The following is a 19,307-nucleotide window of genomic DNA, read 5'->3' on the forward strand; positions in this document are numbered from 1 at the left end:
ATGGGGACGAACGAGCGGGTTTGCAAGGAGGCGGTCGGTTTATCACCGGCAGGATGAACCGGGCGAATATGAAACGGGACGGAGGATCGGGCTCCGTCTCAGGCGCGTGCGGGGCCCACCGCGCGGGGTTTGCGAAACCGCAGCGCGATCATCAGCACGAACGGCCAGAAGAGCGTGCTGACGATGTCGAGGGTCGTGTCGGGCCACTTCCAGCCCCCGTAGTTGATCCTGTCCAGGACCTCATTCCCGATCTCTGCGACGCAGACGAAAGCGAAAGGAACGGGCGAAGCGAGCGAATAACCTGTTACCAGGCGAGCGGCCAGCATGACGGCCAAACCGGCATGGACGTGCAGAAGCGTATCGGAAGCGCCCGTGCTGTCACCGATCCACGCGATCAGCCGCCCATATTCACCTACAAGATACATACGATGCTCAACCCGCAAGCTCACTCATGTAAAGCGGCGTCTGAGCTGGGGCACAAGGCCCGTTACCGAGCGCGGCGAAGGAACGCAGGTACTTAGATAAAATGGTCGGGGAGAGAGGATTCGAACCTCCGGCCCCTGCCTCCCGAAGACAGTGCTCTACCAGGCTGAGCTACTCCCCGACCGGCGCCCGCACAGGCGGACGAAGGCAGAGCCGGGCCTATAGGCACGAGGAAGCGGGCTGGCAAGCAGGCAATTGCACCGCTAGATAGTATCGATGGCTACCACTTTTCGCCCGACCGATTCCGGCAACCCGCGCCACTATGAATGGCAGTATCTCGATCTCATGCGCGAGGTCTGGCGCCGGGGAAGCGAGCGGATCGACCGCACCGGGATCGGGACTCGCTCCCTTTTCGGGGCAACGATGCGCTTCGATCTGTCCGAGGGGCGGATGCCGCTGATCACGACCAAGCGAGTCTGGTGGAAGACCGCGACCCGCGAAATGCTGTGGTTTCTGACCGGCGAAACCAACATCCGCCCTCTGCTTGAGCAGGGCGTCACCATCTGGAGCGACTGGCCGCTGGCGCGTTATCGCCGGGAAACGGGAGAGGACATCGCGCAGGGCGAGTTCGAGCGGCGAATCGTCGAAGATGCCGGTTTCGCCGCTCGCTGGGGCGATCTCGGCCCGGTCTATGGGAAGCAATGGGTCGACTGGCCAACTTACGAACCCGCAGGCGAAGGGCTTTACCGGGAGGGGCAGGGGATTAACCAGGTTGCGCAGGTAGTGGAAAGCCTGCGAACGAATCCGGGTAGCCGCCGCCACATCATCGAAGGCTGGAATGTCGCCGAACTGGATCGGATGGCGCTGCCTCCCTGCCACAAGACTTACCAGTTTCACGTCGCCGAGGGACGGCTCAACGGTCTGCTGTTCCAGCGCAGCTGCGACCTGGCGCTGGGCGTGCCGTTCAATCTCTGGTCGGCTGCGTTGTTGCAGCGGATGCTGGCGGAGCAGGCGGGGCTTGAGCCCGGCGAGTTCGTCTGGATGGGCGGTGACGTCCACTTGTACCTCAACCATGCAGAACTGGTGGAGGAACAATTGAGCCGAGAGCCTGCGGGTGACCCACGGCTTGCGATTACACGCTGCCCGCCTTCCATCTTCGAATACCGGATCTCGGATTTCGAGGTCACGGACTATCACCCGCAGGGCGCGATTTCCGCGCCGATCGCGGTTTGATCGCGAGTCAGCGGTGGTAGTCGAGATACCAGTCGACGAAAGCGGAAACGCCTTCCTCTATGTGCACGGTGGGCGTGAAGCCGGTAAGCGCACGCAGCAGGCTGATGTCGCCAAAAGTCTGCGGCACGTCGCCCCGCTGCATCTCCGTCAGGTTCAGTCCGGCCGTTCGGCCCAGCCGGCGTTCGATTACCGAGATGAAGTCCATCAGCCGAATCGGTGTGCCGTTCGCGACGTTGATGATCCGGAACGGCGCTGTGGGAGAAAGGGTGTCCCGAGCCGATTCGCCGGGCACCCTGTTCGCTTCCGCCGGAGCAATCGACACGAGCCTCCCAAGTGCTTCAACCACGTCGTCGATGAACGTGAAGTCGCGCGCCATGTCGCCACCGCCGTAGACATCGATCGAATGCCCCTGCCGGATCGCCTTTACAAACCGGAACAGGGCCATGTCCGGGCGGCCCCATGGGCCATAGACCGTGAAGAAACGAAGGACCGTGGTCGGTATCTGGAACATGTAGGCATAGGAATGGGCCATCACCTCCATGCCCTTTTTGGTCGCGGCGTAGAGGCTGAGCGGCTCGTTGGAGCAGTCGCTTTCCGAAAACGGCAGGCGCTCACTTGCGCCGTAGATGCTGGAGGTAGACGCGATGAGCAGGTGCTTCGGGGGCTGCTTGCGCGCAAGTTCCAGCACGTTGCACGATCCGAGCAGGTTGCTTTCCACGAAAGTACGCGGCGCCTCTCGCGAATAGCGCACGCCCGCCTGCGCAGCGAGGTGGACGATGACGTCCGGGGGAGCATCCGCCGCTCCTTCCAGCGCGGCACGGTCTTCCAGCCTGCCCGCGACGTGCCGATAGCCTTCCATCGCGCAGAGCCGGTCGAGCCGCGCATGCTTCAGCCGGACGTCGTAGTAGTCGGTCAGCCCGTCGAAGCCGGTGACCGCGTGACCCGCCGAAAGCACCCGCCGGGCCAAGTGGAAACCGATAAAACCTGCCGTTCCGGTGATGAGAAAGCGCATCGATCCACGGCTCCCGTTCGGCCCTTGCACGGCACCTTAAGCAGCGGGCCTCGTTTCACAACCGCGGCCGCCCAGCGCATGAGAGGCGGAGAAAGCCTGTGACGGAAGAGTTATGACCAAGGGCGAAGACAGAAAAAACCGGCCGGGGCTGTCGCTCCATGTGCCGGAACCCAAGTTCCGTCCCGGCGACAAGGTGGATTTCACCCACCTTGCGATCCCCGAGGCAGGCGACCAGCCGCGGCCGGATGAATCCTGCGCAGCTTCGGAGACATTCCCGCTCTGCACCGACTTGGTCCGCGTGCTGGATGATGAAGGGAAGGCGTGCGGCCCGTGGGACCCGCGCCTGTCGCCGGACCGGGTGCGCGCAATCTTGCGTGACATGGCGCTGGTCCGTGCATTCGATGAACGGATGTACCGCGGGCAGCGGCAGGGAAAGACCAGCTTCTACATGAAGTCGACCGGTGAAGAGGCGACCTCGGTCGCTGCCGCCCACGCGCTCGCTTCCGACGACATGGTGTTTCCCAGCTACCGCCAGCAGGGTGTGCTGATCGCGCGCGGCTATCCGCTGATCGAAATGGTCAACCAGATCTATTCGAATCGCGGGGACAAGCTGAAGGGCCGGCAGCTGCCGATCATGTATTCCAGCCGAGACCACAGCTTCTTCAGCATCTCCGGCAATCTGGCGACGCAGCTTCCCCAAGCGGTCGGCTGGGCGATGGCGAGCGCCATCCGGCACGACAGCCGCATTGCCGCAACCTGGATCGGGGAAGGCTCCACGGCGGAAGGGGATTTCCACTCTGCCTTGACCTTCGCCACGGTCTACAACGCGCCGGTGGTGTTCAACATCGTGAACAACCAATGGGCGATTTCCAGCTTTTCCGGATTTGCCGGGGCTGAGCGCACCACATTCGCGGCAAGGGCAATCGGGTATGGCGTTGCCGGGCTGCGCGTCGACGGCAACGATCCTCTCGCGGTCTATGCGGCGCAGCGCTGGGCGGCAGACCGCGCCCGGTCGAACGCCGGGCCGACCCTGATCGAATTCTTCACCTATCGCGCGGAAGGCCATTCCACGTCCGACGATCCTTCGGCCTACCGCTCTGCGCAGGAGCGGGAGGAGTGGCCGCTGGGCGATCCGATCATGCGGCTGAAGAACCACCTGATCGCGCTGGGCGAGTGGACGGAAGAGCAGCACGCGGAGATGGACCGTGAACTGGCAGAGCGCGTGAAGGCCGCAACCAAGGAAGCCGAGGAGAACGGAATTCTCGGCCACGGCCTGCACCATCCGTTCCACACCATGTTCGAGGACGTGTTCGAGAAACTGCCGTGGAACCTTGAAGAACAAAGCGAGCAGGCAATCCGGGAAAGGAACATCAAGTGGCCGGAATAGAGGAAGAGCCGGTCAGCCTGGCCGAAGCGCCCGTCCGCAGTCTGTCGATGATCGAGGCGATCAACGACGCGCTCGACATCATGCTGGAGCGTGATCCCGACGTGATCCTGCTGGGAGAGGACATCGGCTATTTCGGCGGTGTGTTCCGCGCCACGGCTGGTCTGCAGCAGAAACACGGGAAGACCCGGGTGTTCGACACGCCGATCAGCGAAGGCGGGATCATCGGCGTAGCCGTGGGGATGGGGGCCTACGGTCTGAGGCCAGTGCCGGAAATCCAGTTTGCCGATTATATCTATCCCGGGCTCGACCAGCTGATCAGCGAGGCGGCACGGCTGCGCTATCGTTCGGCCGGGGAATTTATCGCGCCGATGACGGTGCGTTCTCCTTTCGGCGGGGGAATTTTCGGCGGGCAGACGCACAGCCAGAGCCCGGAAGCGCTGTTTACCCACGTTTCCGGCCTGAAGACGGTGGTGCCGAGCACGCCGCACGATGCCAAGGGGCTGCTGATCTCCGCGATCGAGGACAACGACCCGGTGATCTTCTTCGAACCCAAGCGGATCTACAACGGGCCGTTCGACGGGTATTACGACAAGCCGACGAAGCCGTGGAAGGGCCATCCCGGCGCCCGGGTGCCGGAAGGCTACTATTCCATCCCGCTCGGCAAGGCGCACACCGTGCGTTCCGGCAGCGCAATGACGGTGCTCGCCTACGGCACGATGGTGCATGTCGCCGAAGCCGTGTGCCGAGACAAGGGCGTGGACGCGGAGATCATCGACCTGCGCACGCTCGTCCCGCTCGACATCGAGGCTGTGGAAAACTCTGTGGAGAAAACCGGCAGATGTCTGGTCGTCCACGAAGCGACCCGGACATCCGGCTTCGGCGCTGAGCTTGCGGCACTGGTGCAGGAGCGGTGCTTTTATCATCTGGAAGCTCCGGTCGAACGCGTGACCGGCTTCGACACCCCTTATCCCCACAGCCTCGAATGGGCGTACTTCCCCGGGCCGATCCGCATCGGCGAGGCTATCGACCGGCTTATGGAGGCCTGATTTGGCACGTTTTGCATTCAACCTGCCCGATATCGGGGAAGGCATAGCCGAGGCGGAAATCGTCGACTGGCACGTGAAGGTCGGAGACCGGATCGAGGAAGACGGCCGTATTGCCGACATGATGACCGACAAGGCGACGGTCGAGATCGAGAGTCCGGTCTCCGGTACGATCGTTGAGCTGGCGGGTGAGGTGGGGGATCGGATCGCCATCGGCTCTCCGCTCGTGGTGCTGGAGGTGGAAGGCGAGTTGCCGGATGAGGCAGCGGAAGCCCCCGCGCCGAAGGCCGCTGCCGTCGAACGCCGGATAGAAACCGAGACCTCTGACGCCAGCGACGAGAAGGACGCGCGTCCGCAGCCGGGCGGTGAGAAGACGAGAGCCTCGCCCGAACCCGCTCCTCCCGAACCTGTGCAGAAAACCGAATCGGCGTCTGCCGGGGCGGAGCGCGAGGAACGCCCCGCCAAGGTGCTCGCCAGTCCCGCCGTCCGCAAGCGGGCGAAGGACCTGGGCATCGATCTGGGTGAGGTGCGCCCGGCAGAGGACGGCCGCATCCGGCATTCCGACCTCGATGCCTTCCTGTCGTATGGCGCGGCTCAAGGCTATGCGCCCGCGGGAGCGGCCCGGGCGGATGAGACGATCAAGGTGATCGGGCTGCGGCGCCGGATCGCCGAGAACATGGCTGCGTCCAAACGCCACATTCCGCATTTCTCCTACGTAGAGGAGTGCGACGTGACGGAGCTTGAAAAGCTCCGGGCGGATCTCAACGCCAATCGCGGCGGCAAGCCGAAGCTTACCCTTCTGCCGTTGCTGATCACCGCGATCTGCCGCGCGTTGCCCGACTTTCCGATGATCAATGCCCGCTACGATGATGAGGCGAACCTGGTCACCCGGCACGGCGCGGTGCACATGGGGATCGCCACAATGACCGATGCGGGGCTGATGGTGCCGGTAATTCGCAACGCACAGGCGCAGAACCTGTGGCAGCTGGCGAGCGGGATTGCTCGTCTGGCGGAGGCGGCGAGGAACGGGACAGCGAAGTCGGACGAGCTTTCCGGCTCGACCCTGACCGTCACTTCACTGGGCCCCTTGGGCGGCGTTGCCTCCACCCCGGTGATCAATCGGCCGGAAGTGGCGATTATCGGGCCCAATCGGATCGTCGAACGCCCGATGTTCGTGCCGGACGGAATGGGCGGAGAGCGAATCGAGAAGCGCAAGCTGATGAACATTTCCATCAGCTGCGATCACCGGGTGGTCGATGGTTACGATGCGGCGGCCTTCGTGCAGGCGGTAAAGACGCTGATCGAAACGCCTGTCCTGTTGCTGGCCTAGACCGAAGCGAGCAACTCCACGATCCGTTCGGCGCTGCGACCATCGCCGAACGGATTGCGCGCCCGTGCCATCTCTGCATGCGCCGCAGGATCGTCCAGCAGGCGGAACGTCTCCGCGACGATTCGATCCGGATCGGTGCCCACCAGCCGGGCCGTTCCCGCCTCGATTCCCTCCGCCCGTTCGGTCGTCTCGCGCATGACCAGCACCGGCGTGCCAAGGGCAGGCGCTTCTTCCTGCACGCCGCCGCTATCGGTCAGCATGAGACTGGAAATCTGCAAAAGCCGGACGAACTGCGGATAATCGAGCGGGTCCACCAGCGCGATGTTTGGCACGTTCGTCAGCTTCGATTCGATCACCTGCCGCACTTCGGGATTTAGATGCACCGGGACGATGAGGCCGACATCGCCGCGTCCCGCGATCCGGAGAATTGCCTCGGCAATATGTTCCAGGCCGCGGCCGAAGTTCTCTCTCCGGTGCGTGGTCACGCCGATGATGCGCTTACCGGAAAAGCGCTGCTCGAGCTCGTCGAGCGCTGAGGCAAGGGCGGGTTCGTTATCGATTCGCCGGCTCATCCACTGCAGCGCGTCGATGACCGTGTTACCGGTCTGGTGAACCGTCGCGGGATCGATGTTTTCACGAATCAACGCCTCACAAGCCCGCTGAGTGGGGGCAAAGTGCAGCGCGGCTAGCGTGCCGATGATCTTGCGGTTCACTTCTTCGGGCCAGGGCTGGTGAATATCGCCGCTTCGCAATCCCGCCTCGACGTGTGCCACCGGAATTCGCCGGTGGTAGGCGGCCAGCGCCGCGCACACGGCGGTGGCCGTATCGCCTTGCACGACGACCCACTCGGGCCGTTCCGAATCGAGCACTCGGCCGATTCCGGTGATCAGCTTCGCCGTCAGCTCATCGAGCGACTGGCCGGGGCTCATTACCTCGAGAACGTGGTCGGGCCTGATCTCCGCAACCTCCAGCACCGGGTCCAGCAGTTCGCGATGCTGTCCGGAAAGGCAGGTCCGGCTGAGAAACCGCGTGTCTCCTGAGAGAGCGTGGAGGATCGGGAACAACTTGATCGCTTCGGGCCGGGTGCCGAAGACGGTGAGGATGCGTTTCGCGCCAGTCATGGATGGTTTGCCAACTTTGTTCGATGATGTGGTGCAGGGCTGTTGACAGCCCCCCGCACCTGCCTTAGTGGCGCGGCTCCCAAGCGGCGAACCGCCCAATTATGCGGGTGTAGCTCAGTTGGTTAGAGCGCCGGCCTGTCACGCCGGAGGTCGCGGGTTCAAGTCCCGTCACTCGCGCCACTTGGGAAAATTTCAGCTCCGCCAGCGGCCTGTCTCCATCCAGATGAGAAAGCGCCGCAGCGGCAGGAGCCAGGCGACGCCCAGCACCAGATAGATCACCGTCTGCACGAGCACCGGCAGCTGTCCGATCCACTGCGAGGCCCAGGCGACTCCCAGTGCATAGAGTGCCAGTCCCGCCAGCAGCAGCAGTATGCCGATCGGGATGCGAAAAGTCGGTTTCTCGCGCATCAGAACGGCCCGTACAGCCGCGTGGGCGTGACGATCGTGGACAAGGGCATGTCGTGTTCCTCGACCGGCAGGAAATCCACTTTCTGAGCATCCCACGCTAGCCCGATGGCCAGAACACCCGGATGGGCGGCCAGCCAGCGATCATAGTGGCCTCCGCCCTGGCCGATCCGCTCTCCACGCTCGGTGAAGCCGACCAGCGGCACGAACAGGACATCCGGCACCACTTCGGGCGCATCGGCGGGCGGTTGCAGCCCGAATGCGCCTGGTTCCAGCTCGTCATCGACGTATGGGTTTGCCCACTGGCGAAAATGCATCGCTCCCTCGAACCCGTCGAAAGCGGGCAGGGCAATCCGATGCCCTCTTTCAAAAAACCAGCGGGCGTACGAGTCGGTCGGCGCTTCGCCGGGAATAGCGCGATAAAAGCCGATCACTGCCGTTTCCGGGATTTTCTCGGTGATAGCGGCGGGCGGGCGGTTGAACACCAGCGCACGCACGGCATCCGGCAGGGCGTCCATGTGCTGGCGCCGGGCTTTGCGCAGTCTGCGGCGCAATTCTTGTTTCGTGATCATGTAAGGGTTCCTAGCCGTTCGCGGCCTGCCAAGTCGAGGGACGGCTAGGGCGAAGGAAGGTGACGGAACCACCATGGGTCGTTTGCCGGGAAATCCTCTGACGCCTCGACGTCAGGTGGGCGCCGTATACGTCGGACCAGGGTCCGGGCAGGGACAGCTCCCATGGATTGCTTATAGCCTCAGGGATATTCTCTAACAGCTCGTACCGGGCAGTACCGTCAGGCTCAATCTAGGTAGACGAACCGTCATCCTCAAGATGCGCGGCAAGGTTTTCCATCCGTTCGGCCAGCGATTCGAGCGTTTGGGCGAAATTCGTCCCCGTGCTCGCGGCCTGCGCCCGCAATTCGGAAAGCTCGTCCGCCAGCATCAGGGCTGCAAACAGCAATCCGCGCGCTTCTGACTGCCCCGGAGTGGCCCTGACCTTTTCATCGATCAGGCGGCCAAGCTGCGCGACATGCTCCTCTTCTCCCGGAGCGCAGGCGACCTTGTAGGGCCGCCCGCCGATCTGGAGTGTGACGTCACTCATCGCCGAGCGATCCGATCAACCGGTCCAGGTCGCCAAGCGCGGCGCCCACTTCTGCTTGCAGGCGCGCGTGCTTTTCAGCCAGTGCGGGATCGGGAGCAGGCAAGGCGGCAGGACGTGCGGCGGCGCATTCGATCCTGCCTGCGGCAGCCTCGATTCTCTCCAGCGCTTGTTCGATCCGCTCCCGCTCCATGGGCAGGGGCGTTAACCGACGCGGCAGCCATGTGCAAAGGCGGGAGCGAAGAAAGTGCGCAGGCGGGTTGTCGCCTGGCGAAGTTCCCAGGTGCGCTTGACGCAACACGGCCGCTCCGCAACAGAGGCGGCGCGCCGATTCGCCCGCGGAACTTCGCCGCGTGCCCGTTCGGGAGCCTGACTGGAGACGCCTGATGAGCCTTGCAGATGTTCGCCCTTCTCCGATGGCCAACGCGATCCGCGCCTTGTCGATGGATGCCGTCCAGGCCGCAAACTCCGGCCATCCCGGGATGCCGATGGGCATGGCCGACGTCGCAACGGTGCTCTGGTCCAAATACCTGAAGTTCGATCCCGCGGCGCCGAACTGGGCCGACCGGGACCGCTTCGTTCTGTCCGCCGGCCATGGGTCGATGCTGATCTACGCGCTGCTGCACTTGTCCGGCTATGCCCGCCCGACGATGGAGGACATCCGCAACTTCCGTCAACTGAGCAGCCCGGCTGCCGGTCACCCGGAGAACTTCCTGCTTGATGGTGTCGATGCGACCACCGGTCCGCTGGGGCAGGGCTTCGCCATGGCGGTGGGTATGGCGATCGCGGAGCGGCACCTGAATGCCGAGTTCGGGAACGACCTGGTCGATCACCGCACCTGGGTCATCGCCGGCGACGGATGCCTGATGGAAGGCATCAATCATGAGGCGGTCGGCCTTGCCGGGCATCTGGAACTGGGTCAGCTGATCGTCCTGTGGGACGACAACCGCATCACGATCGACGGCAGTACCGATCTTTCGCGCAGCGAGGACATCATGGCGCGCTACAGCGCCAGCCGCTGGCACGTAGTCAGCTGCAACGGGCACGATGCTGAAGACGTCTCTCGCGCGATCGAGGAAGCGATGAACGATCCGCGCCCGTCGCTGGTCGCTTGCCGAACTGTGATCGGCAAGGGCGCGCCGAACAAGGAAGGCACTTCCGCAACCCATGGCGCTGCGCTCGGCGACGAAGAGATTGCCGCCGCGCGCAAAACGCTGGGCTGGACGGCGGCTCCGTTCGAAATTCCCGAGGATATTCTCAGCCAGTGGCGTGCGACCGGCGACCGCGGCAAGCAGGCGCATGCTGAATGGAAGAAGCGGCTTTCCTCCAACTCGCGCGGCGATGAGTTCACCGCGCGGATCGAGGGCAAGCTGCCGCAGCTCACCGGCTGGAAGGACTACAAGGACCAGCTCGTCGCCGACAAGCCCAAGCTGGCGACTCGCAAGTCGAGTGAGGCCGCGCTGGGCGTGCTGACCGAAGCGGTCCCCGCGATGATCGGCGGTTCGGCCGACCTCACCGGGTCCAACAACACCAAGACGAAGGCGACCGGGCCCCTGACGGCGGAAAACTACGCCGGACGCTATGTCTATTACGGCATCCGCGAATTCGGCATGGCCGCGGCGATGAACGGAATGGCGCTGCATGGCGGCGTGATCCCGTTCGGCGGGACGTTCCTGGTGTTCTCGGATTATTGCCGTCCCGCGATCCGGCTTTCTGCCCTGCAGCAGATCCGCGTCGTTTATGTGATGACGCACGACTCCATCGGCCTCGGTGAGGATGGACCGACCCACCAGCCGATCGAACACCTGCAGTCGCTGCGCGTGATGCCGAACCTGCTGGTGATGCGGCCTGCGGGCGCGCTTGAGACCGCCGAATGCTGGGAAATTGCGCTGCAGCAGGAAAGCTGCCCATCGCTGCTGGCGCTGACCCGTCAAAACCTGCCCGAACTGCGCACCGACGCAGGCGAGAACCTCTGCGCGCGCGGCGCCTACCGGCTCCAGCAAGCCAAGGCTGCCCGCAAGGTGGTGCTGATCGCCACCGGTTCCGAAGTATCCCTTGCCGTCGAAGTGGCCGAACGGCTCGAATCCTCGGGGATCGGGACCGACGTGATCTCCATGCCCTGCACCGAATTGTTCGACGAGCAGCCAAGCGCCTATCGCAATGACATCCTGGCGAGGGGTGAGGATGTGCTGCGGGTCTCGATCGAGGCAGGCAGCACGATGGGCTGGGAACGCTACACCGGCGATGGATTGAACTTCGGGATCGACCGCTACGGCGCGTCCGGCCCGATCGATGAACTGTATGAGAAGTTCGGGCTGACCGCCGAGGCGATCGTGCCGAAAATCACCGCTAAACTAGGTAGTTAACAGGAGTTTCTTTCATGGCGACGAAAGTAGCGATCAACGGTTTCGGTCGGATCGGGCGGCTCGTCGCCCGTGCGCTGCTGGAACGCGACGATCATGATTTTGAACTCGTGGCGATCAACGATCTTGCCGATGCCGAAGCCAATGCGCTGCTGTTCAAGTACGACAGCACGCACGGCCGCTTCCCCGGCGAAGTAAGCGCAAGCAGCAAGGGCATCACCGTCAACGGCAAGACGATTGCCGTGACCAGCCAGCGCAACCCGGGCGACCTGCCGCACAAGGAAATGGGCGTCGAAATCGTGCTGGAATGCACCGGCTTCTTCCAGTCGAAGGAAGCCAGCCAGCCGCACCTCGACGCGGGAGCCAAGCGGGTTCTTATCTCCGCCCCGGCCAAAAACGTCGACAAGACGATCGTCTTCGGCGTGAACGAGGATCAGCTGAGCGCGGACGACATCATCGTCTCGAACGCCAGCTGCACCACCAACTGCCTCGCTCCGGTAGCCAAGGTCCTGCATGAAACCGTCGGGATCGAGCGTGGATTCATGACCACGATCCATTCCTACACCAACGACCAGCGGATGCTGGACCAGATCCATTCCGACATGCGCCGCGCCCGCGCCGGCGCGCAGAACATGATTCCGACTACCACTGGCGCGGCCCGTGCAGTCGGGCTCGTGCTGCCGGAACTGAACGGAAAACTGGATGGATCGTCCGTCCGCGTGCCGACGCCGAACGTCAGCCTGATCGACTTGGTGTTCGTACCGGGACGCGACACTTCGGCCGAGGAACTGAACGCTGCGCTCAAGGCTGCGGCGGAAGGGCCGATGAAGGGCGTGCTTGAATACACGCAGGAACCGCTGGTCAGCAGCGACTTCAACCATCAGCCGGCAAGCTCTACGGTCGATAGCCTGGAAACCGCGGTGCTGGAGAGCAAGCTGGCCCGTGTCGTTTCGTGGTACGACAACGAGTGGGGCTTCTCCAACCGGATGATCGACACCGCCGGGGTGATGGCGCGCTACTTGTAAATGACGGCTGGCCGCCTCGCAGGGATTGCGCGGCGGAATCGGTCGCGCGGGGAAATGGTGACGCTTTCGAGCGTCGCCGTTTCCCGCGCAGCCGGAGTCGAAGGGGATTTTCGAGGCGCGCTGAAGCCCGGCCGCAACCGCCGTCAGCTTTCGCTGATGGAAGCGGAGAGCTGGGCAGAGGCGCTGGCGGACTTGCGGGTGGACATACCCTGGTGGAGCCGTCGGGCAAATCTGTTGGTGGAGGGGCTCCGCTTTCCGCGCGAGGCAGGCATCCGCATCCGCATCGGCAAGACGTGTCTTCTCGAGGTCACGATGGAGTGCGACCCCTGCCGCCGCATGGAGGAGGTCGCACCGGGGCTGGAAGCCGCCTTGCGGCCGGACTGGCGTGGCGGATTGCTGACAATCGTCCGGGAAGACGGCCATATCGCGCTAGGCGATGAAGTGAGGATTGAGGGATGAACCGGTTTCGCACGCTTGACGATCTCACCGACGTGAAGGGCAAGGTCGCCCTGGTCCGCGTCGATCTCAACCTGCCGATGCAGGACGGCGAAGTGACAGACCTGACCCGGGTCGAGGCGGTGGCTCCGACGATACTGGAGCTGTCCGATGCCGGAGCGAAGGTTCTGCTGCTCGCCCACTTCGGCCGCCCGAAGGGGGAGCGCCGCTCCACCATGTCGACCAGCCTGGTTCAGGGGGCCGTCTCGCAGGTGCTTGGCCGCGAGGTGATGTATATCTCCGAAGTCTCGGGCCCGATCGTCGAGCAGGCTCTGGGAATCATGCGGCCGGGTGACATCGGTGTGCTGGAAAACACCCGGTTCTGGCCGGGTGAGGAAAAGAACGATGCCGAGTTTGCGCGAACGATAGCGGAGAACGGCGATTTCTACGTCAATGATGCCTTCTCTGCCTCTCACCGCGCCCACGCCAGCACCGAGGCGCTCGCCCGCCAATTGCCCGCCTATGCTGGCCGGGCGATGCAGAAAGAGCTGCAGGCGCTCGAGCAGGCGCTTGGGAACCCGGAGCAGCCGGTTGCGGCAGTGGTCGGTGGGGCCAAGGTTTCAACGAAGCTCGCGGTCCTGGAACATCTTGTCACGCGCGTGCAGCACCTGATCATTGGCGGGGGCATGGCCAACACCTTCCTTGCCGCGCGCGGGGTCGATGTCGGCAAGTCGCTCTGCGAACACGAACTGACCGGGACGGTCAGTTCGATCCTCGAGGCGGCGGACAAGGCCGAATGCACCGTCCACCTGCCGTACGATGTGGTGGTGGCCAAGGAATTTGCGCCCAATCCCGCGTCGCTGCGCACCTGCAACGTTCGCGAAGTTGCGCCGGACGAAATGATCCTCGATGTCGGACCGCAAGCGACGGAAGCGCTGGCAGACGTGCTGAAGACCTGCCGCACGCTGGTGTGGAATGGCCCGCTTGGAGCCTTCGAAACCCCGCCGTTCGATACGGCGACGGTTGCGCTCGCACGCACGGCTGCAGCTCTTTCCAAGGAAGGACTGCTGACGGCGGTGGCGGGCGGGGGCGACACGGTCGCCGCGCTCAACCACGCGAGTGCCGCGCAGGATTTCACTTACGTTTCAACCGCTGGCGGCGCTTTCCTCGAATGGATGGAAGGCAAGGAGCTGCCTGGCGTCGCCGTACTGGCGAAGTAGATTACCCGCTGTCTCAAGGGAGAACGTGATGAACCAGCAGCAGATGACCGAAAAGATGGCGCAGGGGCAGGGCTTCATCGCCGCGCTCGACCAGAGCGGCGGATCGACCCCCAAGGCGCTGCGCGGCTACGGAGTTTCGGACGACGAGTGGAGCGGCGATGAAGAAATGTTCGCCAAGATCCATGACATGCGCAGCCGGATCATTTCGGCGCCGAGCTTCAACGGTGACAAGATCGTCGGTGCGATCCTGTTCGAGAAGACGATGGACGGCTCGGTTGACGGGAAGCCGGTTCCGACCGCGCTGACGGACAAGGGCGTGGTTCCGTTTCTCAAGATCGACAAGGGTCTGGAGGACGAGGCGGACGGCGTCCAGTTGATGAAGCCGATTCTCGGCCTCGATGACCTTCTCCGCCGGGCCAGCGGGCTGGGCGTGTTCGGCACCAAGGAACGCTCGGTGATCAACGCGGCCAATCCCAAGGGGATCGCCAACGTTGTCGCCCAGCAGTTCGAGGTCGGACGGCAGGTACTCTCCCACGGAATGATGCCGATCCTTGAGCCTGAGTACTCGATCAAGGCCAACGACCGCGCGGAAGGTGAGAAAATCCTGCGGGAAGAGATCCTCAAGCACCTCGATGCGCTGGAAGACGGGCAGCAGGTGATGCTGAAGCTCTCCATCCCGGCAGAGCCGAACACCTACCGGGAACTGGTGAAGCATCCCAAGGTGCTGCGCGTGGTCGCCTTGTCCGGCGGCTATTCCCGCGATGAAGCCTGTGCGGAACTGGCGAAGAACGAGGGCATGATCGCCAGCTTCAGCCGTGCGCTGCTGGAAGAACTCCGCGCTCAGATGAGCGATCAGGATTTCGACGCAGCGCTGAAGGAAGCGATCGACGCAATCTACCAGGCGAGCACGCAGAAAGTCGCGGCCTGAATGGTTTGCGGGGGCGGGGCCTAGGTCCCGCCCTCGAACCAGAAGCGATAGTCCCTCGCAGCCGTTTCGGTACCGGCGCGCTTTTCCGGCAGGCCGGTGACCAGCGTGATCGCTGTATCGTGAAGCGCGTAGGGTTCGCCCAGTGTCAGCGGCACCGTCTCGGCCCAACCTGCGCCCGCAATCCGGGTCGATACGATCAGGCGCCCGGCGGTTATGCAGCGCGCGTTTTCCGGGCACCGGCTATCCTCGATCACGCGTTCGGGGGTTGCGATCAGAGCTCCGACGGTGACTCGCTGGCCGAGTGGCACGGCTCCGCCAACTTGAGCCGGGGCGATGCCGGACATGGCGGCGCAGGCGCCGAGGATTGCGAGGACCGGAAGGACGGCGAGCTTCTTCATGGCACTGAGCTAGCGCCCGGGACGGTGTCCCGCCAGTGAACCGTCATCCGGTCGCTTGCCGCAGCATGGCCCGCAGGGTCAGCGCGTCCTGGATGGCATGGCCTTCAAGATCGTTGTTGAAGTAGGCCCAGACTGCACGGCCGCTGCGCGCCTGCTCCATGATCCAGTCGCTCCAGCCCAGCAGCCCCTCATCCGAGTAGCGTCCCCAGTACTTGCCTTCGCCGCCGTGGAACCGGACATAGGCAATTGGTCCGGTGGCGAGGCGCGGACTGGTGGAGCCGGGCATGTCATGGACGCAGAAACTTGGGCCGTACCGTTCGAGAACCGCGAAAACTTCTTCCGTGTACCAACTCGGATCGCGAAACTCGAAGACGTTGATAACGTCCTTCGGGACGATCTGCAGGAAAGCCTCGAGCCGCTCAGGGTTGCACCGGAATCGTGGCGGAAGCTGGTAGAGTATCGGGCCCAGGGCCCGGCCGAGGTGGCGAAAGGATGCCATCATCCGCTCCAGCGGCTCCTCGCATTCCCGTAGCTTCTTCGCTTGCGTGAGAAAGCGGTTTGCCTTGACCGCGTAGCGGAAACCGAGCGGAGCCTGGTCGCGCCAGGCGGCGAATGTTTCGGGCTTCGGCAGGCGGAAGAAGCTGTTGTTTATTTCTACGGTGTCGAACTCGTCGGCGTAATGGGCGAACCAACGCCTGGCCGGCAGGCCTTCGGGGTAGAATATTTGCCGCCAGTGCTTGTAGACCCATCCGGAACAGCCGACCCGTATCGGCGCGACAGCATCGGGAGCAGACGATTGGACGATCATACAGGGGAGAATGCAGGCAAGGGCGCTTCGGCACCCGGCAAGGCACGATGCGAGCTATACCTGATCTCGCCACAGGAAGTCGGCGGCAGTTTTCCGGGGCGGCTTGAGCGGGCGCTGGATGCAGGTCCGGTCGCCGCGTTCCAGTTCAGGGTGAAGGGAATCGATCAGCACGAGGCTGCGCGGCTGGCGGCTCCGCTGCAGGAGATCTGCGCCGCGCGCGACGTGGCCTTCATCGTCAACGATTCGGTGGCGCTGGCAAAGCGCATCGGCGCGGATGGGGTTCACCTTGGCCAAGGTGACGGCGATGCGCGGGAAGCGCGCGCGGCGCTGGGGCGCGATGCCCAGATCGGCGTGACATGCCACGCCAGCCGCCACATGGCGATGGACGCAGGGGACGCCGGCGCGGACTATGTCGCGTTCGGCAGTTTCTTTCCGAGCATTACCAAGCCGAGCGAACACCGGCCAGAGCTGGATTTGCTCACTTGGTGGCAGAACCTGTTTGAAATCCCATGCGTCGCAATCGGCGGCATCACGCCGGAAAACTGCGGGCCGCTGGTGTCCGCCGGGGCCGACTTCCTCGCAGTGAGCGGTGCGGCCTGGAACGGGAACGAGGCAGAAGCGGTGCGCGCCTTTGCCGCCAAGATCGAAGCGGCGGGGACTTAGCTCCGCACGCACCGCAGCCGGCTGGGCCTGCCGCTGGCGTCAAGCTTGCGCAGGAAAGCCTGGCTCTCCACCTGATAGGTCGCGCCCTTGAACGGGCCGCTGGTCATTGTCAGTCGCTGGCCCGTAAGGAGATAAGTGCCCCCTCCGCGTGCAGCCTGATACCGCGATGCGCTGACGATCGAAAAGTTCTCGTCCGGCTGTTCCCGCCCGGTAGCGCCGGCTGCATCGCCAGGCAGCTCGCAAGTGAACGAACCGCGGTCAAGCGTGCCGATGCGGCCGTCGGCAAGCGCCGGGGACGCGGCGACCGCCGCGATGCAGGCCAGAGTGGCAAAGCGTTTCATCGTTCTCACACCTCCTTATAACGCATCGGGTTTGCTCCGTCATGAATGAACTGCGGGTCGCCTGCTTGCTCCACCGGGCCCGAACGGCTAGGGCGCCCCCATTCCCTCAAAGACTTGAAGGCTTGGCATGAAGATCAGCGGCGTCGATATCCGTCCCGGCAACATTCTCGAATACGAAGGCGGTATCTGGAAGGTCGCGAAGATCCAGCATACCCAGCCCGGCAAGGGCGGCGCCTACATGCAGGTCGAGATGAAGAACCTCGTGGACGGCCGCAAGACCAATGTCCGCTTCCGCAGCGCCGACACTGTCGAGCGGGTTCGCCTCGACACGAAGGAATTCCAGTTCCTTTTCGAAGACGGCGAGCAGCTCGTGTTCATGGACAAGGACACTTACGACCAGATCCACCTCGATTCCGACCTTCTGGGCGATGCGAAGGCATTCCTGACCGACGGAATGGACGTGACCCTGGAACTCCACGACGAACGGCCGATCAGCGTTCAGCTGCCCGAACAAGTCGAGGCGACAATCGTCGAGGCCGATGCCGTGGTAAAGGGTCAGACGGCGAGCTCCAGCTACAAGCCGGCGATTCTCGAAAACGGCGTGCGGGTGATGGTGCCGCCCCACATCGAAAGCGGAACCCGCATCATCGTCGATGTTTACGCCCGCGAATATGTGAAGAAGGCCGATTGATGCGCTTTTTTACTCCCTTTGCCGCCGCGCTTCTGCTGCTTCCCATTGGCGGGACGGCTGTCGCCCAGGACACCGCGGCTCCGGCAGCCGCGGAACCAACCGACGCCGATCTGCGTCGCGGTGCGATCATCCTGCGCTCGTTCGAAACGGTTATCGCCGCGGAAGAAGCCGACAACGCGCTGAAGAGCACGCTGTTTGCCTGCCTGTACAACAACAGCCTGGGCGAGATCAGCAATGCCGCCCGAAAGATAATTGCTGCGAACGAGTCGCTGAGCGAGGACAATGCCCAGCAGGTCTACGCTGCGGCTGCCGTGGCGTGTGGGGTGAAGCCGGGCGGTCCCGAGCAGCCCGGCGCGCCGGTGGGGCGCTGACCGGTCATGGCTGCGATCACCGGGCTCATTCGTGTCATGGAGCGGGCCGCGCGCAAGGCGGGTAGCCGCTTGCGGCGCGACTTTGGCGAGATCGAACACCTGCAGGTTAGCCGGAAGGGGCCTTCCGATTTCGTCTCGAAGGCCGATCAGGCGGCCGAGCGGACAATCTATGATGAGTTGCTTCAGGCGCGCCCCGACTGGGGGTTCCTGCTGGAGGAAGCGGGCGAGATCGCCGGCGACCCGGGGAAGCCACGCTGGGTGGTCGATCCGCTCGACGGGACCAGCAACTTCCTCCACGGCATACCGCACTTCGCGGTGTCCATCGCAGCGCAGGAACCGAAGCCCGGCGGCGGCTGGGGTGATGTGACCGCCGCGGTCGTCTACCAGCCAGTCACGGACGAAACGTTCTGGGCCGAAAAGTCGCGCGGTGCGTGGCTGCAGGACGCCCGGCTGCGCGTTTCCTCGCGCCGAAACTTGTCCGATGCGTTGATCGCCACCGGAATCCCCTTTCAAGGACACGGTAATTTCGCCGAGTGGTCCCGCATCTTCGCAACGGTAGGGCCGCAGGTCGCGGGCATCCGGCGCTTTGGTTCGGCCGCGCTGGATCTGGCCTGGGTAGCCGCTGGCCGGTTCGATGGCTTCTGGGAAAGCGATTTGTCCCCCTGGGACACGGCGGCCGGTTGCCTGCTGGTGCGCGAAGCCGGCGGGTTCGTCAGCGATTTCCGAGGCCGGTCGCTACCGATCTGCGACGCGCAGCTCCTCGCCGCCAACGATTCCCTGCACTCCAAGCTGCACAAGGGCATCGCGGCCGCACTGAAAGACTAATCCCGGCCTTCTTCGGCCAACTCTCTTGCGGTCGTGCTCTGGCACAGCTAATCGCGACTGCATGAGAGGAGCCCCTGTGGCGGAATCGGTAGACGCGCTCGACTCAAAATCGAGTTTCTCCGGAAGTGCCCGTTCGAGTCGGGCCAGGGGCACCAGTTCGATAAGCCGGTTACGGCCGTGGTAGTCTGAT

Annotated in this window: 23 protein-coding genes, 3 tRNA genes and 1 other RNA gene; 15 read left to right on the top strand and 12 right to left on the bottom strand. The window is 63.9% G+C overall.

What is annotated here, in order from left to right; translation table 11 throughout:
- Positions 1–98 precede the first annotated feature (98 nt).
- Both ELY13_RS04260 and ELY13_RS04265 read right to left on the bottom strand, forming a co-directional pair.
- A complete protein-coding gene (locus ELY13_RS04260) occupies positions 99–425 on the bottom strand; it encodes a hypothetical protein (protein WP_126172658.1) in 327 nt (108 codons plus the stop codon).
- A 102-nt stretch (positions 426–527) separates the two neighbouring features.
- A tRNA-Pro gene (locus ELY13_RS04265) sits at positions 528–604 on the bottom strand.
- 95 nt (positions 605–699) lie between these two features.
- On the opposite strand from ELY13_RS04265, the gene ELY13_RS04270 reads away from it, so the two are divergent.
- Complete coding sequence (locus tag ELY13_RS04270; RefSeq protein WP_126172659.1) at positions 700–1,656, top strand: thymidylate synthase; 957 nt, start codon at positions 700–702, stop codon at positions 1,654–1,656.
- Between the two features lie 7 nt (positions 1,657–1,663).
- On the opposite strand, the gene ELY13_RS04275 is transcribed toward ELY13_RS04270, so the two are convergent.
- Positions 1,664–2,668, bottom strand: a complete 1,005-nt coding sequence (locus ELY13_RS04275; protein WP_126172660.1) for an NAD-dependent epimerase/dehydratase family protein — start codon at positions 2,666–2,668, stop codon at positions 1,664–1,666.
- Between the two features lie 112 nt (positions 2,669–2,780).
- Here ELY13_RS04275 and ELY13_RS04280 point away from each other — a divergent pair, with 112 nt between their 5' ends.
- Genes ELY13_RS04280 through ELY13_RS04290 form a run of 3 tightly spaced genes read left to right on the top strand, consistent with a single transcriptional unit; the run spans position 2,781 to position 6,428 of the window.
- Positions 2,781–4,055 carry a 3-methyl-2-oxobutanoate dehydrogenase (2-methylpropanoyl-transferring) subunit alpha gene (locus ELY13_RS04280; protein ID WP_126172661.1) on the top strand — a complete coding sequence of 425 codons (1,275 nt, stop codon included), beginning with the start codon at positions 2,781–2,783 and terminating at the stop codon, positions 4,053–4,055.
- Between the two features lie 47 nt (positions 4,056–4,102).
- Positions 4,103–5,101, top strand: coding sequence for an alpha-ketoacid dehydrogenase subunit beta (locus ELY13_RS04285; protein ID WP_206435986.1), 999 nt, complete (start codon positions 4,103–4,105; stop codon positions 5,099–5,101).
- Between the two features lies 1 nt (position 5,102).
- Positions 5,103–6,428 (top strand): dihydrolipoamide acetyltransferase family protein, encoded by a 1,326-nt coding sequence (locus tag ELY13_RS04290; RefSeq protein ID WP_126172662.1) that lies wholly within the window; start codon positions 5,103–5,105, stop codon positions 6,426–6,428.
- Here ELY13_RS04290 and wecB read toward each other — a convergent pair.
- Positions 6,425–7,549 carry a non-hydrolyzing UDP-N-acetylglucosamine 2-epimerase gene (gene wecB, locus ELY13_RS04295; RefSeq protein ID WP_126172663.1) on the bottom strand — a complete coding sequence of 375 codons (1,125 nt, stop codon included), beginning with the start codon at positions 7,547–7,549 and terminating at the stop codon, positions 6,425–6,427. The genes ELY13_RS04290 and wecB overlap by 4 nt on opposite strands.
- A gap of 103 nt (positions 7,550–7,652) precedes the next feature.
- Here wecB and ELY13_RS04300 point away from each other — a divergent pair.
- Positions 7,653–7,729: transfer RNA gene (locus tag ELY13_RS04300), tRNA-Asp, on the top strand.
- A gap of 12 nt (positions 7,730–7,741) precedes the next feature.
- On the opposite strand, the gene ELY13_RS04305 is transcribed toward ELY13_RS04300, so the two are convergent.
- The 5 genes from ELY13_RS04305 to ELY13_RS04320 all read right to left on the bottom strand — a co-directional run bounded on the left by ELY13_RS04305 (position 7,742) and on the right by ELY13_RS04320 (position 9,242).
- The gene (locus tag ELY13_RS04305; RefSeq protein ID WP_126172664.1) at positions 7,742–7,957 is read right to left on the bottom strand and encodes a DUF2842 domain-containing protein; all 216 of its coding nucleotides are present in this window, start codon (positions 7,955–7,957) and stop codon (positions 7,742–7,744) included.
- A complete protein-coding gene (locus ELY13_RS04310) occupies positions 7,957–8,526 on the bottom strand; it encodes a 5-formyltetrahydrofolate cyclo-ligase (protein WP_126172665.1) in 570 nt (189 codons plus the stop codon). Before ELY13_RS04310 ends, ELY13_RS04305 begins: the two co-directional genes overlap by 1 nt.
- Positions 8,527–8,587: 61 nt before the next feature.
- Positions 8,588–8,745: non-coding RNA, 6S RNA (gene ssrS / locus ELY13_RS15640), on the bottom strand.
- Between the two features lie 10 nt (positions 8,746–8,755).
- Positions 8,756–9,052, bottom strand: coding sequence for a cell division protein ZapA (locus ELY13_RS04315; protein WP_126172666.1), 297 nt, complete (start codon positions 9,050–9,052; stop codon positions 8,756–8,758).
- A complete protein-coding gene (locus tag ELY13_RS04320) occupies positions 9,045–9,242 on the bottom strand; it encodes a hypothetical protein (protein WP_126172667.1) in 198 nt (65 codons plus the stop codon). The genes ELY13_RS04315 and ELY13_RS04320 overlap by 8 nt, the downstream gene beginning before the upstream one ends.
- A gap of 193 nt (positions 9,243–9,435) precedes the next feature.
- Between ELY13_RS04320 and tkt the strand changes: the two genes are divergently transcribed.
- Genes tkt through ELY13_RS04345 form a run of 5 tightly spaced genes read left to right on the top strand, consistent with a single transcriptional unit; the run spans position 9,436 to position 15,020 of the window.
- Entirely contained in the window at positions 9,436–11,415 is a 1,980-nt protein-coding gene (tkt, locus tag ELY13_RS04325) for a transketolase (protein WP_126172668.1), read from the top strand.
- Positions 11,416–11,429: 14 nt separating this feature from the next.
- Positions 11,430–12,437, top strand: coding sequence for a type I glyceraldehyde-3-phosphate dehydrogenase (gene gap / locus ELY13_RS04330; protein ID WP_126172669.1), 1,008 nt, complete (start codon positions 11,430–11,432; stop codon positions 12,435–12,437).
- Positions 12,438–12,896, top strand: a complete 459-nt coding sequence (locus tag ELY13_RS04335; protein WP_126172670.1) for an MOSC domain-containing protein — start codon at positions 12,438–12,440, stop codon at positions 12,894–12,896.
- On the top strand, positions 12,893–14,092 hold the full coding sequence (locus ELY13_RS04340) for a phosphoglycerate kinase (protein ID WP_126172671.1): 1,200 nt from the start codon (positions 12,893–12,895) through the stop codon (positions 14,090–14,092). Before ELY13_RS04335 ends, ELY13_RS04340 begins: the two co-directional genes overlap by 4 nt.
- A 28-nt stretch (positions 14,093–14,120) precedes the next feature.
- Positions 14,121–15,020, top strand: a complete 900-nt coding sequence (locus ELY13_RS04345) for a fructose bisphosphate aldolase (RefSeq protein WP_126172672.1) — start codon at positions 14,121–14,123, stop codon at positions 15,018–15,020.
- Between the two features lie 20 nt (positions 15,021–15,040).
- On the opposite strand, the gene ELY13_RS04350 is transcribed toward ELY13_RS04345, so the two are convergent.
- Both ELY13_RS04350 and ELY13_RS04355 read right to left on the bottom strand, forming a co-directional pair.
- Complete coding sequence (locus ELY13_RS04350; RefSeq protein WP_126172673.1) at positions 15,041–15,418, bottom strand: hypothetical protein; 378 nt, start codon at positions 15,416–15,418, stop codon at positions 15,041–15,043.
- A 43-nt stretch (positions 15,419–15,461) separates the two neighbouring features.
- Positions 15,462–16,226: a DUF72 domain-containing protein gene (locus ELY13_RS04355; protein WP_126172674.1), complete on the bottom strand. Its 765-nt coding sequence runs from the start codon at positions 16,224–16,226 to the stop codon at positions 15,462–15,464.
- On the opposite strand from ELY13_RS04355, the gene thiE reads away from it, so the two are divergent.
- On the top strand, positions 16,215–16,889 hold the full coding sequence (gene thiE / locus ELY13_RS04360) for a thiamine phosphate synthase (RefSeq protein ID WP_206435989.1): 675 nt from the start codon (positions 16,215–16,217) through the stop codon (positions 16,887–16,889). The two genes, ELY13_RS04355 and thiE, sit on opposite strands and share 12 nt — an antisense overlap.
- Here the strand turns inward: thiE and ELY13_RS04365 are convergent.
- Entirely contained in the window at positions 16,886–17,230 is a 345-nt protein-coding gene (locus ELY13_RS04365; protein ID WP_126172676.1) for a hypothetical protein, read from the bottom strand. The two genes, thiE and ELY13_RS04365, sit on opposite strands and share 4 nt — an antisense overlap.
- A gap of 127 nt (positions 17,231–17,357) precedes the next feature.
- On the opposite strand from ELY13_RS04365, the gene efp reads away from it, so the two are divergent.
- The 4 genes from efp to ELY13_RS04385 all read left to right on the top strand — a co-directional run bounded on the left by efp (position 17,358) and on the right by ELY13_RS04385 (position 19,272).
- Positions 17,358–17,921, top strand: coding sequence for an elongation factor P (efp, locus tag ELY13_RS04370; RefSeq protein WP_126172677.1), 564 nt, complete (start codon positions 17,358–17,360; stop codon positions 17,919–17,921).
- Entirely contained in the window at positions 17,921–18,292 is a 372-nt protein-coding gene (locus ELY13_RS04375; RefSeq protein ID WP_126172678.1) for a hypothetical protein, read from the top strand. Before efp ends, ELY13_RS04375 begins: the two co-directional genes overlap by 1 nt.
- 6 nt (positions 18,293–18,298) lie before the next feature.
- Positions 18,299–19,117 carry an inositol monophosphatase family protein gene (locus ELY13_RS04380; RefSeq protein WP_126172679.1) on the top strand — a complete coding sequence of 273 codons (819 nt, stop codon included), beginning with the start codon at positions 18,299–18,301 and terminating at the stop codon, positions 19,115–19,117.
- Positions 19,118–19,187: 70 nt separating this feature from the next.
- Positions 19,188–19,272: transfer RNA gene (locus ELY13_RS04385), tRNA-Leu, on the top strand.
- Positions 19,273–19,307: the final 35 nt, after the last annotated feature.

It is taken from the genome of Altericroceibacterium xinjiangense, from assembly GCF_003958635.1.
Taxonomy (GTDB): Bacteria; Pseudomonadota; Alphaproteobacteria; order Sphingomonadales; family Sphingomonadaceae; genus Altericroceibacterium_A; species Altericroceibacterium_A xinjiangense.